The organism is Desulfobacterales bacterium (assembly GCA_034520365.1).
Classification (GTDB): Bacteria; Desulfobacterota; Desulfobacteria; order Desulfobacterales; family Desulfosalsimonadaceae; genus M55B175.
On sequence record JAXHNP010000006.1, the window covers coordinates 638,540 to 654,396 of the forward strand.

Consider the following 15,857-nt stretch of genomic DNA (forward strand, 5'->3'; position numbering starts at 1 on the left):
TTAATTCAATTCCCCCTAATTGTTTCTATTTGTTATTTGATTTTAAATTCCCAAAGCGCGGATCAACAAAACATCGCACGGCATGTTCATTCTCCCTTGAAATGTAAAATTGTTCTGCCAGCACCATATGATTTTTTATGTAAGTACTGATCGGATCCTTTGACCATTTGAAGATAAATTGTTTGGTTGGGGTTTCGAAAGTCCCCTTCTCCAATGAAACCGGCCATATCGCAGGCATGCGTTGAAAGACAAATGCAATGGCCGGATGCCTATTCTTCTCTTTCATCAACTCAACAGATCGTTCATAGACAGTATTTTCTCTTGACGAGAAATCAGTGAATGTATCGTTTAAAGCGGGTCTTCGTTTGGCGATCATATAAGTCATGGGCGAAATCACGTAAGAGATCATAAAGTCGTCTTTATCGCTGTATTTGTCTGCCGCTTTTTCGATCCATTGATAGATTTCATTATAAGTTTGGTTGGTTCGTATATCCTTGCCAAACCCTTTTTTAATGACAGCGTCCGCCTGCTGGGGAGTGACGTCAAAATATGTAAATTTCCAGTCCGCCCAGGCCGTGGTATAATAAAAAGGTGCCAATACCAAGAGAAGAACTGTAAGTTTGGTTAACAGTGATTTGTTTCTGTCATCCATGTTGTGCATCAGCAAAATTCCAAGAGCGGCTGTAGCTGGAATGGCGCTGTGCAAAACGGTCAACGCTTTTAAGCCCGAGAAAAAAACAGTGCATATGGATTTGATGGTGACGGTTATCAGCAATACAAAGGCAAATTCTTCAATTTCGGCATAGCGCTTTTTGCGGAATGCTTTTTGCGCCATATGACCCCAGAAAAAGAGCAGGAAAGCAATAATTAGCGCCGAGAACCACATGGGCCGGCCGAACCATCCATTGTAATAGGGGCTGATCAAACCAAAAAACGATGATTCAATAATAAAGTATGCTAAAATTGCTACCCCGCCAACTGCTACCACCCAAAATAGCCCTTTCAACTGTTTTGAAAAAAAATAATACAACAAAAAGATTATTGCACCGATTCCGATATAACCGGCAGTTCCGGCCAAAGACGATAAAAGGCTATCTTTTGAGTACCCCTTTGTGACCAGTACATAAGACACAGAATCAAAAATGGCAGGGATGAAAGACTGTTCAAAAATGCCAATATATAATAGCCAACAGGCAATAAACGGCATTAAAACAAGCAGTAAATCCTTAAATGGAAATGATAAAGAACGGATGGGCAGAATCCGGCAGGCGACATATAAAAGGATGGGAGAAAGAACAACAGGAGCCAGATAAAGCAAACTGAAGCTGATTGCCCACATGAAAAAACCTGACAAAATGAAACATATTTTTTTGCCCCAAGGCTGTTTGTAATATAGACCGAAGATAAAAAATGAAAGATAGAGGGTTAGAAAAAAATGGGGGTATGTATAATAATTTAAATTCGAAATCATTCCGGTTGGATCCAGCCCGGTAAACGCAAAAACAGAAAAGATATAGGGAAGATACCAATAGGTTTTGGTGGCGGCATACAGGCAGCAGCTGAAAATGACCAGAGAACAGAGCGCAAGCATATATTGTATTTTTCGAAAGTCCAGAAGTGTTATATCGAGATTCATTTTAAAAATAAAACTGTTTAGAAGCGTGTAGGGCATTAAGGGGCCAATTTCCTTATTATCCAGCACCTTGTCCCCTTGAGTCAAGCGCCAGCTCTCCGTCATGTGGTAGCCTTCATCAATAAAATTAAACCCATAATGAAGTTTGACCCATCCGAACCAGGCAATGAGGATGAAGATTATAATGCCGACGACAAACAAAACCTTTTGAAGATTATCTGAGTTCATAGAGACCTTATTAAAATTTTGACTTGTTTGCAAAAATTCTGAATTTGATGCCTCTCGGTAATCAGATATAGCTGCAGGGATGCCGAAAATTTGTAGTTGTCATTCTTTTATGTTTTTATGCAAGGGGTGACACGCAGAGGACATCATTTTATGAAGGCTGCTCGCGGGAAATCGAAAGCCCCTGCATGTTAAAAACCCAGTATTTTTGCGTCATGAAAAGTATTAGAGCGAGTACACAAATAGCAACAGCCTGCACAATCAGATGAGAATAGCCAAGATATTCATAAAAAAGCTTCAGAGCTCCGACGTTCAAAATATAACAGCCTAGATATGCAATGAGATATTTGACCACTGATTTTGAAATATCACCCTTGTGGCGAAAAGACCAATTCTTATTGAAATAAAATGCTAGTATGAGGAAAAAAGGGTAAAAAATACTAACCGTCAGTACAGGGCTAAGATTAAGCACGGTTGTAAAAAAAACAAAAATTAAGTAGCCGGAAACATTGGTGGTGGTGCCGACTATTCCATAACGGATCAATTCTTTAGGCAGCTTCATTTTGGATTTCCCTTTCAGCATTAGCAATTGAGCACCCCATAAAATTTGAATTCCCTTCTACAGATTGCTCTGTGCTAAGTGTAAGGCGGGGATGGTATTTAGTCTAATAATTGAATTTCTCAGGTCATCATTAAAGATTTGTTTGGATTCACTTGGTGTCATTGCCTGCTCCATTGAACAATCCCATTGAATTTATCAGAATTCATTAACAACTTTATTACAATTTTGATTTGTCCACAAAGCAGCGAACAATATTTTTGGAATAGGTAAATATTTGGACCAGCTTCATATGTTCTCTTATATAGTTTGCTAAAGGTTCATGCGAATTTTTTATATCATACCAAGGCCCAAAAAAACTATAGCTTTCGCCTTTTAAATCATGTTTAAAGGTATTAAATGGTCCTTTACGGCCTATATTTAAAGCCGGTGAGTTTTCAAATACAAAAATTATTGCCGGCTGACGATTTTTTTCAATCATTTTAAAAATCCATTGTCGATAATATTTTTGATTACAATCAGTAGGTGGCGAGAGAAAGGAGTCATCAAGGGAAGGTCTTCTTTTGGCGATCATGTGGACCATAGGGGTTAGAATATAGGATATTATAAAATCATTATCGGATGAATACTTATTTGTATTTATTTTTATCCAGTCATAGAGTTGTTTATAAACTTTATTCGTATGTATTCCTTTACAAAAGCCCTGGGAAATTTTTATATTTGCATCTTTCGGTTTGACGTCGCAGTAGGTAAAATTCCAGTCCGACCACGCTGTTGTCGAATAATACGGCAAGAGAATCATTGCTAAAATAATTGTTTTGGTAAGGTAAGTTCGTGATACGACGTTCTTGCTATAAATTATCATAATTGCGATGGCGGCAATTGACGGTATAGCGCAATGGAGGGCTCGAAGAGCCCCGAAACCCGAAAATAATGACATGGCAATTAGTAGGATAGTAGATGGCGTCATTATTATGAGTGTGATCTTATCTCTTTTTTGAATTTTTTGCTTAATAGTTAATAATTTCAAAAATATATAGGGCCAATAGATAAGATGGAATAAGATGATCATGGCAGCAAACCACATCTGTCGGCTATACCAATCATTCCAGTATGGTTGAATGAGATGCAAAAAAGATGTGTCAATTAAGTAAAAATTTAATATTGAAATTGCGGTAAAGGCTGGCACAAGTAATTTTAGTTTAAGAAATCGAAAATTAAGCAAAGCAGCGATTGCGACAAGCCAAAATGTACTGATAACAGCATATAATAATACTGACGTTCTAAATGAGACAAGATCTTTTGAGGAATATGCTGAAATCGATGAAATATAATCAAGTCCTCTCGTCACAGCTTTTATAAATGAAATATTATAATAAGCGAGAAATATGAACCAACAAAGAATAAATGGCGAAAGGATAAAGCCGATATCCTTTATCGATAATTCCAGTTCTTTTATTTGCGCCCAACGTAATAAAAAAAAGAGGATAAAAGGAGAAATTGCAATAATACTTAGATGTAGCATGCTGAAGCTGATTCCCCAAAGACACAGGCCGGCGATTATAAAGAGGCTTCTTCTAATATAAATGTCTTGTTGGTAAAGGCCTAACAGAAAAAAAGCGATGTGCAATGTAACAAAGAAATGAGGATAAGTATAATAATTAAGATTTGATGTTGCACCTATCGGGTCAAGTCCAGTAAAAGCAAATATTGAAAAAATGACCGGCAAGTACCAGTAATTTTTTTCAGCTTTATATATAGCAAAACTCATGAGACCAAGTGAGACGATTGTTAAAATAAATTGTACATGCCTGAAGCCTAGTAAAGTAATATCTGGAAAAACATGAAATATTAGCGAATTGATAACAAAATAAAGTTGTAATGCCCCATAAACAGTATTATCAAGGAAATGGTCGCCCGCTGCTACTCTCCAGCTTTGGGTCATATGGTAACCTTCATCCATGAATGTAAACCCATATTGGAGCTTTATCCATCCAAACACTGCAGCAATAATAAAAATTATCAAACCCAAGCTGAAAAAAAACAGCTGATTGTTAAATATTTTTTTTATTTCCACGGGTTAAAACTTTTAATGTCTTGATAAATATTTGTTAAATTTTAGTGTTCATTTTCGTTTTATTTCACTGAGCGGGCGGGCGGGGACCCCTCCGGCGACGGTATATGCAGGAACATCATCTGTCACCACAGACCCCGCGGCAATTACTGAATGCTCGCCCACGGAGACACCCCCCAAGACCGTAGAATTAGCGCCTATCCACACATTATCATTAATATATATGGGTTTGCCGTAATAGTTTTGCTCTGTAGTTGGCACATCCGTCCGCTTAAAATCATGATTGCCGGTGACAATAGCTGCATTGGGGCCGATCAGGACATTGTTGCCGATAAATATCCCCCCCTGGCCGGATGCGAGTACAGCGTTGATTCCAATCCAGCAATCCGAACCTGTTATAATACCTTCGCCGATTCTGGCGTTGGAAACGTATGAACATAAATAAGCGCCTTTCATGATCCTGTTGTTTTTACCCAACTCAATGCTGGCAGCGGATGCGTGAATTCTACAGAATTTATCAATATAAACACCTTTTTCATATTTAATTGCGTCCATATAAAAAAGGTCTGTTGATGACTCGAGAAAAGCCGTATTTGAGTGTCTTTGGAAAAACGGCTTATATGCAACAGCACGAAGCACAATTCCCAATGGCCCGGGAATTCTTGAAAAAATCAGATGGATGCCCCGCTCAAGGAAATAGCGGTGCAGACTCGAGGCGCGGGTATGAATGTATGTCCACCCCAGCCCCATAGAGGGGGCTTCCATGTAGTTTTTCAGACGGTCATTATCGATCATACTTTTACTAAAATTGCCAGGAGATATTCCAGGCAGTAATTGGTGAAAAGATATTTTTTATCCACATTAAAGCACTGTTTGAACAGCGACTCATACTCCCATGAATAGCGCACAAAATTGCCCTGGTCCAGTTTCCTGCCCAAGGCACCGAAAATATTATACCAGTGCTGCGGCCAAATCGCTTCTATGACAATAATTTTGCCATCGGCCGATAATACCCGGTTAAACTCTGCGAGAATATTATATGCCGTCTGATCATTTACATGATGAAAAAGCCCTGAAGCCAGTATCATATCAAAAGAATTCTCTTTAAAAGCCAGTTTTGCGGCATCGGAGGAGGTAAAATCAACTGTTTTATATTGATTTCTGGCTTCTATCACTCTTTTGGTGTCTATATCTATACCCACATACCAGGCAGGGCTGCAGCAGGGTTTTAAAATACCGGTGCCGCAGGCGGCATCAAGCAACCTATGGCCTTTCATCGGATTTATCGCTTGTTGAATACGGTTCAAAAATTTTTCATTATAAAAAATTTTTGCGACGAGGTCGAATGTTTGAGCGGAAAGCGGTTTCATGATGCCTGGCTTTCCCATTTGCGGCAGACGTCTATAATTTTTTCCACATGTGCATCTGACATGCCTGGCAAACATGGCAAACTGACCACCTGTTGGCAGGCATTTTCAGCAGCTGAAAATTGTTCGGCAATGCTGTGTTTTTTGATGTAACTGTGATTGGGCAGTGCGATCGGATAATGGACACCTGTTTGAATTTGATTATCCAGGAGAAATTTCCTGAAACTTTCCCTGTCAGAAGGCCTTACCACATAAAGGTGTGGTATTCGCCCATTTAGTGCAGGAACCGGATTTAAAAAAGGCAGGGCTTGGTCAAAGGTTTTCATTATTTTGACCCTTTGATTATTCTGCCTTTCAATAATCTTCAGCCTTTCGGATAAAAGGGCCGCCTGGATTTCATCCAAACGTGAATTAATGCCCTGCCGAACGCATTGCCCGCTTGCGTCCTGCCCGTAAAAACGCATTAATTTTAAATCTTCGAAAATGCTGGTGTCATTCGTCATAACAGCCCCGCCATCACCATATGCGCCGAGATTTTTGGTCGGGTAAAAACTGAATGCCGCAGCAATAGAATAACTGCCGCAATGGGCGCCGTTTATGGTTGTGCCAAATGACTGGGCACAGTCTTCTATTACAGCCAGATTATATTTTTCTGCAATTTCGGTAATCACGTCCATAGGGCATGGATTGCCATAAAGGTGAACGGGAATGATGGCTTTAGCCCCTTGTGTTGCGGCCTTTTCAATTTGTTCGGGAGAGATTGTCAGATAGGTTTCATCAACATCCACAAAAAAAGGTGTTGCGCCGGCGCGTAGAATTGCAACCGCGGTTGCGGGGGCTGAAAGCGATGTGGTAATAACACGGTCGCCGGGGTTGATCCCTGCTGCCCATAGCGCCAGCGTTAGGGCATCCGTGCCGTTGCCGACGCCGACGGCATGTTTCAAGCCGGTATAATTTGCCAGTTCGTTTTCAAATTTTGCAACGGCAGACCCTAAAATAATTTGGGGCCCCTCAATTACCCGCCCGGCGCTTTCCTTCAAGGATTGCGCCACCGGCGATGAAACCGTTTTGATGTCAAAAAATGGCACCATTTGATTCGATTCACGGGGGGCGCTATCAGTCGCGGGCAGGGAATTGCCATCTATTTTTTTATCAACAATGAAAAGTGGGCGGTTACGGCTTTGCTCCAGATTATTCCAGAAATACTCACCTAATATTCCAAACGCCAGAAATTGAAATGAGCCTAAAAAGAGGATAACAAGGATTAAAGAGGTCCAGCCGGAAACCGGAATCCGGCCGCTAAAATAATTGTATAACGTAATGATTATTCCTAAAAAGCATATGATAGATAAAAATATCCCTAAAAAACTAAACCATTTAAGGGGCAGCGAGGAAAAAGAGATGACGCTGTTTATCGCGTAGCGCACTTTTTTTCGGAAAGACCACATGCTTTTTCCATGCACTCTTTCCGCCCTGTCATAGGGAATGTATGCCCGTTCAAACCCGGACCAGATAATAAGCCCTACCAGGCTGGTATTTTTTTCAGCCGATTTTATTATTACATCGGCGACGCGTTGATCAATCAAGCAAAAATCAAAACCGCCGGCCGGCATGTCCGGCATGATAAATTTGCGGTAAAGACGATTAAAAAAGGTTGAAAAAATTTTTGTGCCAAAGGAATCTGAGCGATTGCGGCGGACACATAAAACAACAGGATAGCCCTCACGCCATTTTTTGATCATTTCGGGGATTACTTCAGGGGGGTCCTGCAAATCTGCAGCCAGCATGATAACCGCGTCATTGTCACGTGCGTAATTTAGGCCCGCATAAATGGCCACAAAAGAGCCGTGATTTTTAGAAAGTAAGACCACATTGACACGGGTATCCTGTGCGGCCAGATCTTCCAATACTTTTTGGCTATTGTCCGGGGATCTGTCGTTTACGAAATAAATCGTCAATACAACATCAGAATTACGGAGCGCATCATTTATTCTTTGATAGAGGGTTATTAAGCTTTTTTCATTGCCATAAACCGGGATAATAATTCCCAGTTTCATTTTTCCGTCTGACATTTACTACACCTCATCTCAGGGGAGGGGTCAGATCCTTTCCAGTCCCCCCATGAACATCGCAAACCTGTATCAGTTTTCTGCAATCGCGCGCCGCACCTACAAACTTTGTCCACGAAAACGGCCGGAGAGCCGGCGACCAGAGAAAATGGCCCGACGTCTTTGGAAACCAATGCCCCGGCAGCCACCATTGCATACATACCAATACAGATGCCCGGTAATATAATTGCGCCGGCGCCGATGGATGCACCTTTGTGAATGGTTGTTTGTGGATATGCCGGCAGGTGCCTTTTACTTCTGGGATATTTATCATTGGTGAAAACAACTCCAGGCCCGATAAAAACATCATCTCCGATATGGGTCCCGTCCCATATGGCCACAAAATTTTTAACCGTTACCCGGTCGCCGATGACTACCTCGTTTTCAATGAATGTATGGTCACAGATATTGGCATCACAGCCGATTTTGGCCCCGGGCAGGACGTGGGCAAAGGCCCAGATTTTTGTTCCCGCCCCAACAGTGTGGCTTTCACAGATTCCTTTATCGTGCACAAAATAGTTAGTGTAAGGTTGGCTCATTCCCAGTAATGATTTTTGTATTGTTGGTAGAATTCAAGTGTTTGGGAGATTCCTTCCTGTAATGAGGTGGCGGGCTCCCAGCCAGTCAAATCTTTAATTTTGGTTATATCCGAATAGAAATCCCCTGGTTCCTGGGCTTTTCGTTCTTCTGAGAACGGTGTTAATTGCCATTCCCCGTTTCCAAGAACTTTGATAATCGTTTTTGCCAGTTCAAGGAAAGAGGATGGCTTATCATGACCGACATTTAAAACCTGGCCATAGGCCTGGGGGCTGCACGCCGCCAAAAGAATCGCTTCGACACAGTCGTCCACATATAAAAAATCCCGAATAATTGAGCCGTCTCCATAGATGGGTATGACTTCACCATCAATGGCCAGCCGCACAAACCAGTTGGCAACACCATATCGGCTGTGCTTCATTTGTGACCGTGGCCCATAAATGTTGGTCAATCTTAAAAGCACCGGTTGGATGCCATAAATCCGGGCATATGCCTTGATGATGTATTCTGAAGAAAGCAGCGAGATCTCATACATACCCCGCGGTTCGGGTTTTAGCTCCTCAGCTGCCGGTAAGTTTAAGACGCTGCCGTATTGGCCCCTTGAACCCAATTTAACAACAACAGCTTTATTATTTGAGTTGCGCAATGCTTCCATGATGACGGTGGTTCCGCGGATATTGATGTCAACATCGGGAAACGGATTTGAAAGACTTTTGATATGATTAACCTGGGCGGCGCATAAAAAAATGTAATCCTGATCGCGCACGAGATAATTCATTGAATTTTCATCGCGAATATCGCAAAAATTGATCTTAACCCGATCTCTTATGGGATCTATATTAAATAAATTGCCGCCGTATTCATCAATCATGGCGTCTGCAATCAACACGTTTGCACCGATATCAACAAGTTTGATCGCCAGGTTGCTCCCCACAAACCCCATGCCGCCGGTAATTAATACGTTTTTATCTTTAAAATGGTCTGATAGTTGTGAAGATCTTTTCATTTGTTTTACCAGCTTGCAGCGACCTCAAGGTTAAAAAAGCTTTTAGCTTACTATATTTAGAGAATTTTAATGGCCGGGAAGTTATAAAATCATATAGACTGCTATGTTTAAGGGCAGGAATAATCACAAATTGTCACAAAGCCGCATTGAGCATTATCTTAATTTTTCATTTTCATTACATAGAAAAACAGGACGCATTCAATTCAGCGAATCAATATCTTATACATTTGCCGCGAAGTGATGTCAATCCGTTAAAAAAACCTTGATGCGATAACGGGACGCTGTTATTTAAAAAGCCGGTTTCTATGGTTTCTAAAAAAAATTAAATCTGAATAACCGCACAGGAGGAGAACTGGTGTTAAGGCAGCATTTAAGGTTAATTTTAATTATTTTGGTGGCAGCTTTTTTTGTGGCCGGCTGTAGTAAAGGCCCTGATGAAAAAATTGATGACCTTGTTAAGAAGGCGATTGGCCACTTGAAACAGGATGAGTTCGGGAAGGCCCAAAATGTCTTCAAAGAGGCGGTGGAAATGGCAGAGCAGGAATTCGGACCGGACCATCCGATGACTGTAAAGCCACTGCAGGGGTTGGGCGCTGTATATCATGCCCGGAAAGATTATTCTAAAGCCGTTCAAACTTATCAACGAATCCTTCGTATTGTTCAGGAAAAAGGTGGCGAAGAAAATATATTTGTCTCTCAAGTATTGAATAATCTCGGCGGGGTTTACTTTGATCAGAAAAATTATGAAAAAGCGCTTTCGACCTTTGAAAAATCGCTGGCGATTGCTGAGGCCAATTTTTCCGGGGATAACTTAAAGGTTCAAAAACTTCGGAAAAACATTGAAACCTGTAAAAATTTCATTTCCGGAAAGCAAAAGCCCGGTAAGATGGCTAAAAATGGGCCAGATACGAACAAAATGGGACAAATAGCATCAGCCGGCAGCCCTGCTCAAAGCGGGAGCGATAGTTCAGAAGTCCGGGATTACCTGCCTGAAAAAGTAAAAGACGCGGCCCTCAAGCAACTGGCAGAAAAGGATATTTACCTTTATAATTTGCAGCCTATGGAGCCAGTCAAAATAGGCAGCCAGGGAGCCGTATTGCCGTACCGCTGTGAGCAAAAGATGGAGAAGCAAGATGAAAAAGGCAGGGATGTCGTATTGCTTTTTGCCACGGTCAGCAATGAAGACAAGCCGGGTTCCTATACATTTAAGCGATGCCGGATGGTCACTTACGAGAGTTACATGGAAGAGCTGGAAAGCAATCCGGCGGAGCTTGTGAAATCGCTGAGAGAAGTGTTCTCAAGGGTATATTAGTTGGTGTCAAACCTTGAATTGTGAATTAAAGAGTTTAGGGTTCACGGTTCACGGTTCACAGTTCAGGGTTCAAAGTTCACAGTTCACGGTTCACGGTTCAGGGTTGGGTCGAGGCTCTAAAAATAAAAAGCACCAAATATCAAGTATCAAATTCCAAACAAGCAACAAAAAATAAAAAGGCCCAAATGTATACGGATCCTCAAGAACTTTTTCGGTCCGGCGTTTAATGGCTTTGCGGATGGAAGCATAACGGCGCAGATTGTGGACAAACAAGTCTTCATATGCCGCTTTGTAATCATTCACCCCAGACCTCATTATGCGAATGAAGTTTGATCCGACCGTCGCTTTTTTTTTGCCCCAATTCTTCCATGTCTTTGTAAAGCGGCATTTCGGGGTTAAGATAAAATAACCCGGGAACGTCTTTTAGAAGGTTGGTCAGCTCCTCACGGATGATGCGCCGGATTATTGGCTCCAGTTGCCTGGTGAGGTTCTCAATATTGATCAAATATTTAAAAATTTTCACATTCCCATAAGGTTTAGCAGCAGGCGGTTATGCCGCATTCGAGAGTTTCTGATTCACGTTGCGCCAAAATTTTGAAATTATAGTTTTTTCACCGTCAAAATAATCCTCAAAAAAACCGACTTCATTCAGTTCGGGGAAATACGAATAGCGCTCACCACCTTCCCCGTACCCGGTTATCCAATCCGCAGGCTCCCGTGAATCTACAACAGTGAAGAGGTCTGATGGGTAAAGGTAAGGTTTTCCATGATCATTTAAAATTCGATAATCATTCGCTTCAATACCTATTACAAAATAGGATTGATCCGGCGTAAGGTCAGGATAATTGGTGTTTTTTTCTTTTAATTTGACAATCATCGGGCAATTACTCTGGATTGAGCAATCATTTCTTTTGTTAATTCGAGAATTGTTGACTCCCGTTGGAAATCTATGCATTGGTTATCATACTATTAAATATATCAGTTTGTGCTTACTGGTTCAACGCAGATTTTTGGCAATGGTGTCACCTTGAATTGTGAATTAAAAAGGTCAGAGTTCACGGTTCACAGTTCAGGGTTCAGGGTTCAGGGTTGGGTCGAGGCTCTAAAAATAAAAAGCACCAAATATCAAGTATCAAATTCCAAACAAGCAGCAGAAAATAAAAAGGCCCAAATTGCAAATTCCAAAAAACAAAGGAACCTCAATGACCCAAAACCCAAAGCTCAAATAAATTTTCGCTTTTCCGCACCGATAGCGGGCTAATCCCAAGATCTTGCAATTGACTTTATTCCGATGGATTTCACCTTGATCCTTGCAATTCGGCAACAATATACACAAAAATCGATCGCTTTACCGGAAATTTATTTAAGTTTTTTATTTTATTGTATATATTTCAAATAACGAATTGATCCTTAGGTATAAGGTTGGGGGTGAGGGTGCTGTTGACAAAGGGCAGTCAATAGCATATTTTTAGTATATGCCCTTTTTAAGCTGGAGTCCTGAAAAAAACGAAATCTTAAAGCAGGAGCGCGGCATTTCTTTTGAAGAAATTGCCTACAAAATTGATATGGGGTGCATTATCGGCATTGAGCAGCATCCGGTACGGCCGAATCAAAAGATATACATTCTGGAAATTGATGATTATGCCGTAATTGTTCCTTTTGTTGAGACAAGTAATGGAATTTTTCTGAAAACGGCCTTTCCGAGCCGTAAATATACTAGGCGTTATGGTCTTAAAGGAGGGGAGTCATGAGACGGTTTAGCAGGAAATCGTTTGAGCCGATTGATCAGGAAGAAAATGAATTAATGGAATCCCTGGAAAACGAGGATTGGGAAACTGTTAATGATCTTGAACAGGAACAAGAGAAGGCTATGGCGGCTGCCCGGGGCACTTTGAGAAAAAACAAGCGCATCAACCTGCGGCTTACTGAAAAGGATTATCATCAAATCCAGGTGAAAGCCATTGAAGAGGGGATCCCCTATCAGACACTGATATCCAGCATTGTGCATAAATACTTAAAGAACAATGGGAACAATGGTGTCAAACCTTGAATTGTGAATTATTGGCGGCGGACAAGTTTTGGGGGAATGGTGGCAATTTAAGTTGATTTGGCCGCCGTTTTTGCCCTCATCCCGGCCTTCTCCCAGAGGGAGAAGGGGAACTTGAGGAGTTTTATCCTTATTCCGGCTTTCTCCCAGAGGGAGAAAGGGAGCTTGAGGAGTTTTTACCCTCATCCTGACCTTCTTCCAGAGGGAAAAGGAAATAGGGTGGAGGGGCGGCCACCGCCTGCCGTCAGGAAAACATGGATGAGAATGCCCTTCTACTATGAGGATAATGGCGCAATAATTGAGCGATTTTCAAGTTCATGCTGTTTTAGAAACTGTATCCTGGCCAGGGGCTGGCGCTCCTCTCAGCAATCCTTCCGTGCTAAGATCTTCGTCAATATCCGGCCAGTGAATACCGTATCCTGCACCGCAGATCCGCCAATTGCGGCGTTGTTCTGGTTTAGCGTGAAGGAGGCGGGGATACCACGCCAATGGAACTGTAATTGTTCGTCCATCAATTAAATCCACACTTAATGTGTCTTCATTGAAATATACGTTTTTAACCCGTTCACCGGGTTTAATATCAGTGGTGGGCATACCATGCCTCCAGTTATTAGGTGTCAAACCTTGAATTGTGAATTATCTCCTTAATTCACAATTCAAGGTTTGACACCCACTCCCTCCTTGACAATTATCCGCGCAGCAGGTAAAAATTAACGATATTTTTGTTTTTTGAATATTGTTCAATCCCGCCAACACAGGTTTAAAAAATGACCAATCGATTTGCAAATGAACCCATCATGAAGGAGACCAAAAGAATGAAGCCACTGGTTAAAAAGAGATCCAGTCAAGTAATCATGATTTTTTTCTTATGTATTTTAATTTTAACCGGCGCTACATTGGCTTTCGATTTTTCACCGGCGCATGCTCAGGATTCCGGACAGATTGAATCCTATTCCCTGAAGCAGATTTACAAAAAACTCGAATCCCTGGGCGAATACATAAAGTCAAAGGCCCCGGCGCCTAAAACCGGCCAGTCCGAATCCTCGGCCCGCGGCGATGACGGAGACCTGCAAAAAGGGGTGCCCTGGCCGGAACCGCGATTTGCAGATAACGGCAACGGCACGGTCACCGATAACCTCACCGGCCTGGTCTGGTTAAAGGATGCCAACCCCTGCGGCAAAAAAACCTGGTCTCAAGCGCTAACCTTCTGCAACAACCTGTCAAACGGTCGGGCCGGCCTTCGGGACGCATCCTCTCCCGGCGACTGGCGGCTGCCCAATATCCGCGAGCTTTACAGCCTGGTGGATTTTTCCCAGTTCAACCCGGCGATGCCGCCCGGCCATCCGTTTGACAATAAGCAATCCTCCCTTTATTGGTCTTCCACGGTGGATATCGGCAGTGCGGCCGGCGCCTGGCTGGTCAATTTCTACCGCGGCTATGTGGGTGTCTATTATCAGGCCGGCGAATATTATGTGCACCCGGTGCGCTCGGGGCCGTAAAAGAAGGGTGCAGAAGCGCATGGTGTCAAACCTTGAATTGTGAATTATCCCCTTAATTCACAATTCAAGGTTTGACACCATTTTTGTATTGCTTTAAAGAAAAAAATCCGTATAATTTTCTTTATGATAAAGAAAGAACAGCTAAAGCAAATTATTCGGGATTTTCATCTCCAGGACAAATTCAATGTATTGGCAAGGGATATCAGCGTCCCGCTAAATACCGGAAAGATCATTACCATTATGGGGGTCCGGCGCAGCGGAAAGACCTCTATTCTGTTTGATACGATAAACCAGCTCGCCGATCAAATTGACAAAACCCGAATCCTCTATCTTAATTTTGAAGACGAGCGGCTGGAGCTGTCCGCTGACGAGCTTGATCTGATCCTGGCCGCCTACCGTGAGCTTTACCCGGAGCAGGTGCTGAAAGACTGTTACCTGTTTTTTGACGAGATTCAGAATGCAGAAAAGTATGCAGAAAAATGGGAACGATTTATCCGCAGATGTTACGATACGGTCACCCGCAATATTTTTGTCACCGGCTCCAATTCCCGGCTGCTAAGCTCTGAGATCGCCACCAGTCTTCGCGGCCGCACATTGCCGCTGGAGGTTTTTCCGCTTTCATTTGCCGAATACCTCCGTTTCAAAAGAATTGAGGTGGATCTTTATTCCTCACGGCAACTGGCTTTCATCGCAAATGCCCAATACGCCTATCTGCGGCACGGCGGATTCCCGGAAACCCTTTTTGTGGACGAAAAACATCGAATTCCGATGCTTCAGGAATATTTTAACGTGCTGGTGTACCGGGACCTTGCGGAGCGCTATGGGATTCAAAATATAACCGCGCTGAAGTATTTTTTAAAGCGGCTGGTGGCTTCCACGACGGGTCAGATATCTGTTCACAAGATATACAATGAGCTTAAGTCAGCCGGCATAAAAGTGGGGAAAAACACCCTTTATGAGTTTTTGGAACACGCCGCCAGCGTGTATCTGAGCATTATCCTGTACCGGTATGATACATCCCTGATCGCCCGGGAGATGGGCGAAAAAAAAGTGTATGCCATTGATACCGGCCTTTGCGATGCCATTGAATACCGGTTTTCGGAAGATTTGGGCAAGTCCCTGGAAAACGCCGTATTTCTGGAATTAAGACGGAGCGGGCAGGCGCTTTTTTATTATCGAAGTGATGCCAGTGAATGCGATTTTCTGCTCTTGGACAGGGGGCGGGTAACCGGCGCTATCCAGGTTTGTTATGATCCCGGCCGCAAAGAAACAAAAAATCGGGAGCTCAAAGGATTGGCTGAGGCCTGCACCCGCTTCGGCCTTGACAAAGGCGTCGTTATTACAGCGGAAGATGAGGACCAGTTCGAATGGAACGGATTGCACGTAACCATGCTTCCTTTTCGAGCATGGTGTCAAACCTTGAATTGTGAATTATCCCCTTAATTCACAATTCAAGGTTTGACACCATACGTTTTCCTTGACTCTGTTTA

Annotated in this window: 15 protein-coding genes; 5 read left to right on the forward strand and 10 right to left on the reverse strand. The window is 42.5% G+C overall.

Going from position 1 to position 15,857, the window contains the following annotated elements; translation table 11 throughout:
• Positions 1-25: 25 nt before the first annotated feature.
• The 7 genes from U5L07_10870 to U5L07_10900 form a co-directional block, all read right to left on the reverse strand.
• Positions 26-1,861, reverse strand: a complete 1,836-nt coding sequence (locus tag U5L07_10870) for a hypothetical protein (GenBank protein ID MDZ7832244.1) — start codon at positions 1,859-1,861, stop codon at positions 26-28.
• 148 nt (positions 1,862-2,009) lie between these two features.
• Positions 2,010-2,420 carry a GtrA family protein gene (locus U5L07_10875; GenBank protein ID MDZ7832245.1) on the reverse strand — a complete coding sequence of 137 codons (411 nt, stop codon included), beginning with the start codon at positions 2,418-2,420 and terminating at the stop codon, positions 2,010-2,012.
• Positions 2,421-2,637: 217 nt separating this feature from the next.
• Positions 2,638-4,494: a hypothetical protein gene (locus U5L07_10880; protein ID MDZ7832246.1), complete on the reverse strand. Its 1,857-nt coding sequence runs from the start codon at positions 4,492-4,494 to the stop codon at positions 2,638-2,640.
• Positions 4,495-4,542: 48 nt separating this feature from the next.
• Positions 4,543-5,286 (reverse strand): acyltransferase, encoded by a 744-nt coding sequence (locus U5L07_10885; protein MDZ7832247.1) that lies wholly within the window; start codon positions 5,284-5,286, stop codon positions 4,543-4,545.
• A complete protein-coding gene (locus U5L07_10890) occupies positions 5,283-5,861 on the reverse strand; it encodes a class I SAM-dependent methyltransferase (GenBank protein MDZ7832248.1) in 579 nt (192 codons plus the stop codon). Before U5L07_10890 ends, U5L07_10885 begins: the two co-directional genes overlap by 4 nt.
• The gene (locus U5L07_10895) at positions 5,858-7,930 is read right to left on the reverse strand and encodes a DegT/DnrJ/EryC1/StrS family aminotransferase (protein MDZ7832249.1); all 2,073 of its coding nucleotides are present in this window, start codon (positions 7,928-7,930) and stop codon (positions 5,858-5,860) included. Before U5L07_10895 ends, U5L07_10890 begins: the two co-directional genes overlap by 4 nt.
• A gap of 571 nt (positions 7,931-8,501) precedes the next feature.
• Positions 8,502-9,509: a GDP-mannose 4,6-dehydratase gene (locus U5L07_10900; GenBank protein MDZ7832250.1), complete on the reverse strand. Its 1,008-nt coding sequence runs from the start codon at positions 9,507-9,509 to the stop codon at positions 8,502-8,504.
• A 355-nt stretch (positions 9,510-9,864) separates the two neighbouring features.
• On the opposite strand from U5L07_10900, the gene U5L07_10905 reads away from it, so the two are divergent.
• Complete coding sequence (locus tag U5L07_10905) at positions 9,865-10,821, forward strand: tetratricopeptide repeat protein (protein ID MDZ7832251.1); 957 nt, start codon at positions 9,865-9,867, stop codon at positions 10,819-10,821.
• Between the two features lie 90 nt (positions 10,822-10,911).
• Here the strand turns inward: U5L07_10905 and U5L07_10910 are convergent, their stop codons facing one another.
• The gene (locus tag U5L07_10910; GenBank protein ID MDZ7832252.1) at positions 10,912-11,124 is read right to left on the reverse strand and encodes a hypothetical protein; all 213 of its coding nucleotides are present in this window, start codon (positions 11,122-11,124) and stop codon (positions 10,912-10,914) included.
• A gap of 247 nt (positions 11,125-11,371) precedes the next feature.
• Positions 11,372-11,698: a hypothetical protein gene (locus U5L07_10915; protein MDZ7832253.1), complete on the reverse strand. Its 327-nt coding sequence runs from the start codon at positions 11,696-11,698 to the stop codon at positions 11,372-11,374.
• A 598-nt stretch (positions 11,699-12,296) separates the two neighbouring features.
• Between U5L07_10915 and U5L07_10920 the strand changes: the two genes are divergently transcribed.
• Both U5L07_10920 and U5L07_10925 read left to right on the forward strand, forming a co-directional pair.
• On the forward strand, positions 12,297-12,572 hold the full coding sequence (locus tag U5L07_10920; protein ID MDZ7832254.1) for a toxin: 276 nt from the start codon (positions 12,297-12,299) through the stop codon (positions 12,570-12,572).
• Complete coding sequence (locus U5L07_10925; GenBank protein ID MDZ7832255.1) at positions 12,569-12,871, forward strand: antitoxin; 303 nt, start codon at positions 12,569-12,571, stop codon at positions 12,869-12,871. Before U5L07_10920 ends, U5L07_10925 begins: the two co-directional genes overlap by 4 nt.
• A gap of 312 nt (positions 12,872-13,183) precedes the next feature.
• On the opposite strand, the gene U5L07_10930 is transcribed toward U5L07_10925, so the two are convergent.
• Positions 13,184-13,462: a DUF2442 domain-containing protein gene (locus U5L07_10930; protein ID MDZ7832256.1), complete on the reverse strand. Its 279-nt coding sequence runs from the start codon at positions 13,460-13,462 to the stop codon at positions 13,184-13,186.
• 221 nt (positions 13,463-13,683) lie between these two features.
• Here U5L07_10930 and U5L07_10935 point away from each other — a divergent pair, with 221 nt between their 5' ends.
• Both U5L07_10935 and U5L07_10940 read left to right on the forward strand, forming a co-directional pair.
• Positions 13,684-14,367 carry a DUF1566 domain-containing protein gene (locus tag U5L07_10935; protein ID MDZ7832257.1) on the forward strand — a complete coding sequence of 228 codons (684 nt, stop codon included), beginning with the start codon at positions 13,684-13,686 and terminating at the stop codon, positions 14,365-14,367.
• Positions 14,368-14,490: 123 nt separating this feature from the next.
• Positions 14,491-15,810 (forward strand): ATP-binding protein, encoded by a 1,320-nt coding sequence (locus U5L07_10940; protein MDZ7832258.1) that lies wholly within the window; start codon positions 14,491-14,493, stop codon positions 15,808-15,810.
• Positions 15,811-15,857: the final 47 nt, after the last annotated feature.

Bases quoted from the DNA above. Each gene is read 5' to 3' on its own strand.
- U5L07_10900 (MDZ7832250.1), bottom strand. From the start codon at position 9,509: ATGAAAAGATCTTCACAACTATCAGACCATTTTAAAGATAAAAACGTA.
- U5L07_10925 (MDZ7832255.1), top strand. From the start codon at position 12,569: ATGAGACGGTTTAGCAGGAAATCGTTTGAGCCGATTGATCAGGAAGAA.
- U5L07_10920 (MDZ7832254.1), top strand. From the start codon at position 12,297: ATGCCCTTTTTAAGCTGGAGTCCTGAAAAAAACGAAATCTTAAAGCAG.
- U5L07_10885 (MDZ7832247.1), bottom strand. From the start codon at position 5,286: ATGATCGATAATGACCGTCTGAAAAACTACATGGAAGCCCCCTCTATG.
- U5L07_10875 (MDZ7832245.1), bottom strand. From the start codon at position 2,420: ATGAAGCTGCCTAAAGAATTGATCCGTTATGGAATAGTCGGCACCACC.
- U5L07_10935 (MDZ7832257.1), top strand. From the start codon at position 13,684: ATGAAGCCACTGGTTAAAAAGAGATCCAGTCAAGTAATCATGATTTTT.
- U5L07_10870 (MDZ7832244.1), bottom strand. From the start codon at position 1,861: ATGAACTCAGATAATCTTCAAAAGGTTTTGTTTGTCGTCGGCATTATA.
- U5L07_10895 (MDZ7832249.1), bottom strand. From the start codon at position 7,930: ATGTCAGACGGAAAAATGAAACTGGGAATTATTATCCCGGTTTATGGC.
- U5L07_10940 (MDZ7832258.1), top strand. From the start codon at position 14,491: ATGATAAAGAAAGAACAGCTAAAGCAAATTATTCGGGATTTTCATCTC.
- U5L07_10915 (MDZ7832253.1), bottom strand. From the start codon at position 11,698: ATGATTGTCAAATTAAAAGAAAAAAACACCAATTATCCTGACCTTACG.
- U5L07_10890 (MDZ7832248.1), bottom strand. From the start codon at position 5,861: ATGAAACCGCTTTCCGCTCAAACATTCGACCTCGTCGCAAAAATTTTT.
- U5L07_10930 (MDZ7832256.1), bottom strand. From the start codon at position 13,462: ATGCCCACCACTGATATTAAACCCGGTGAACGGGTTAAAAACGTATAT.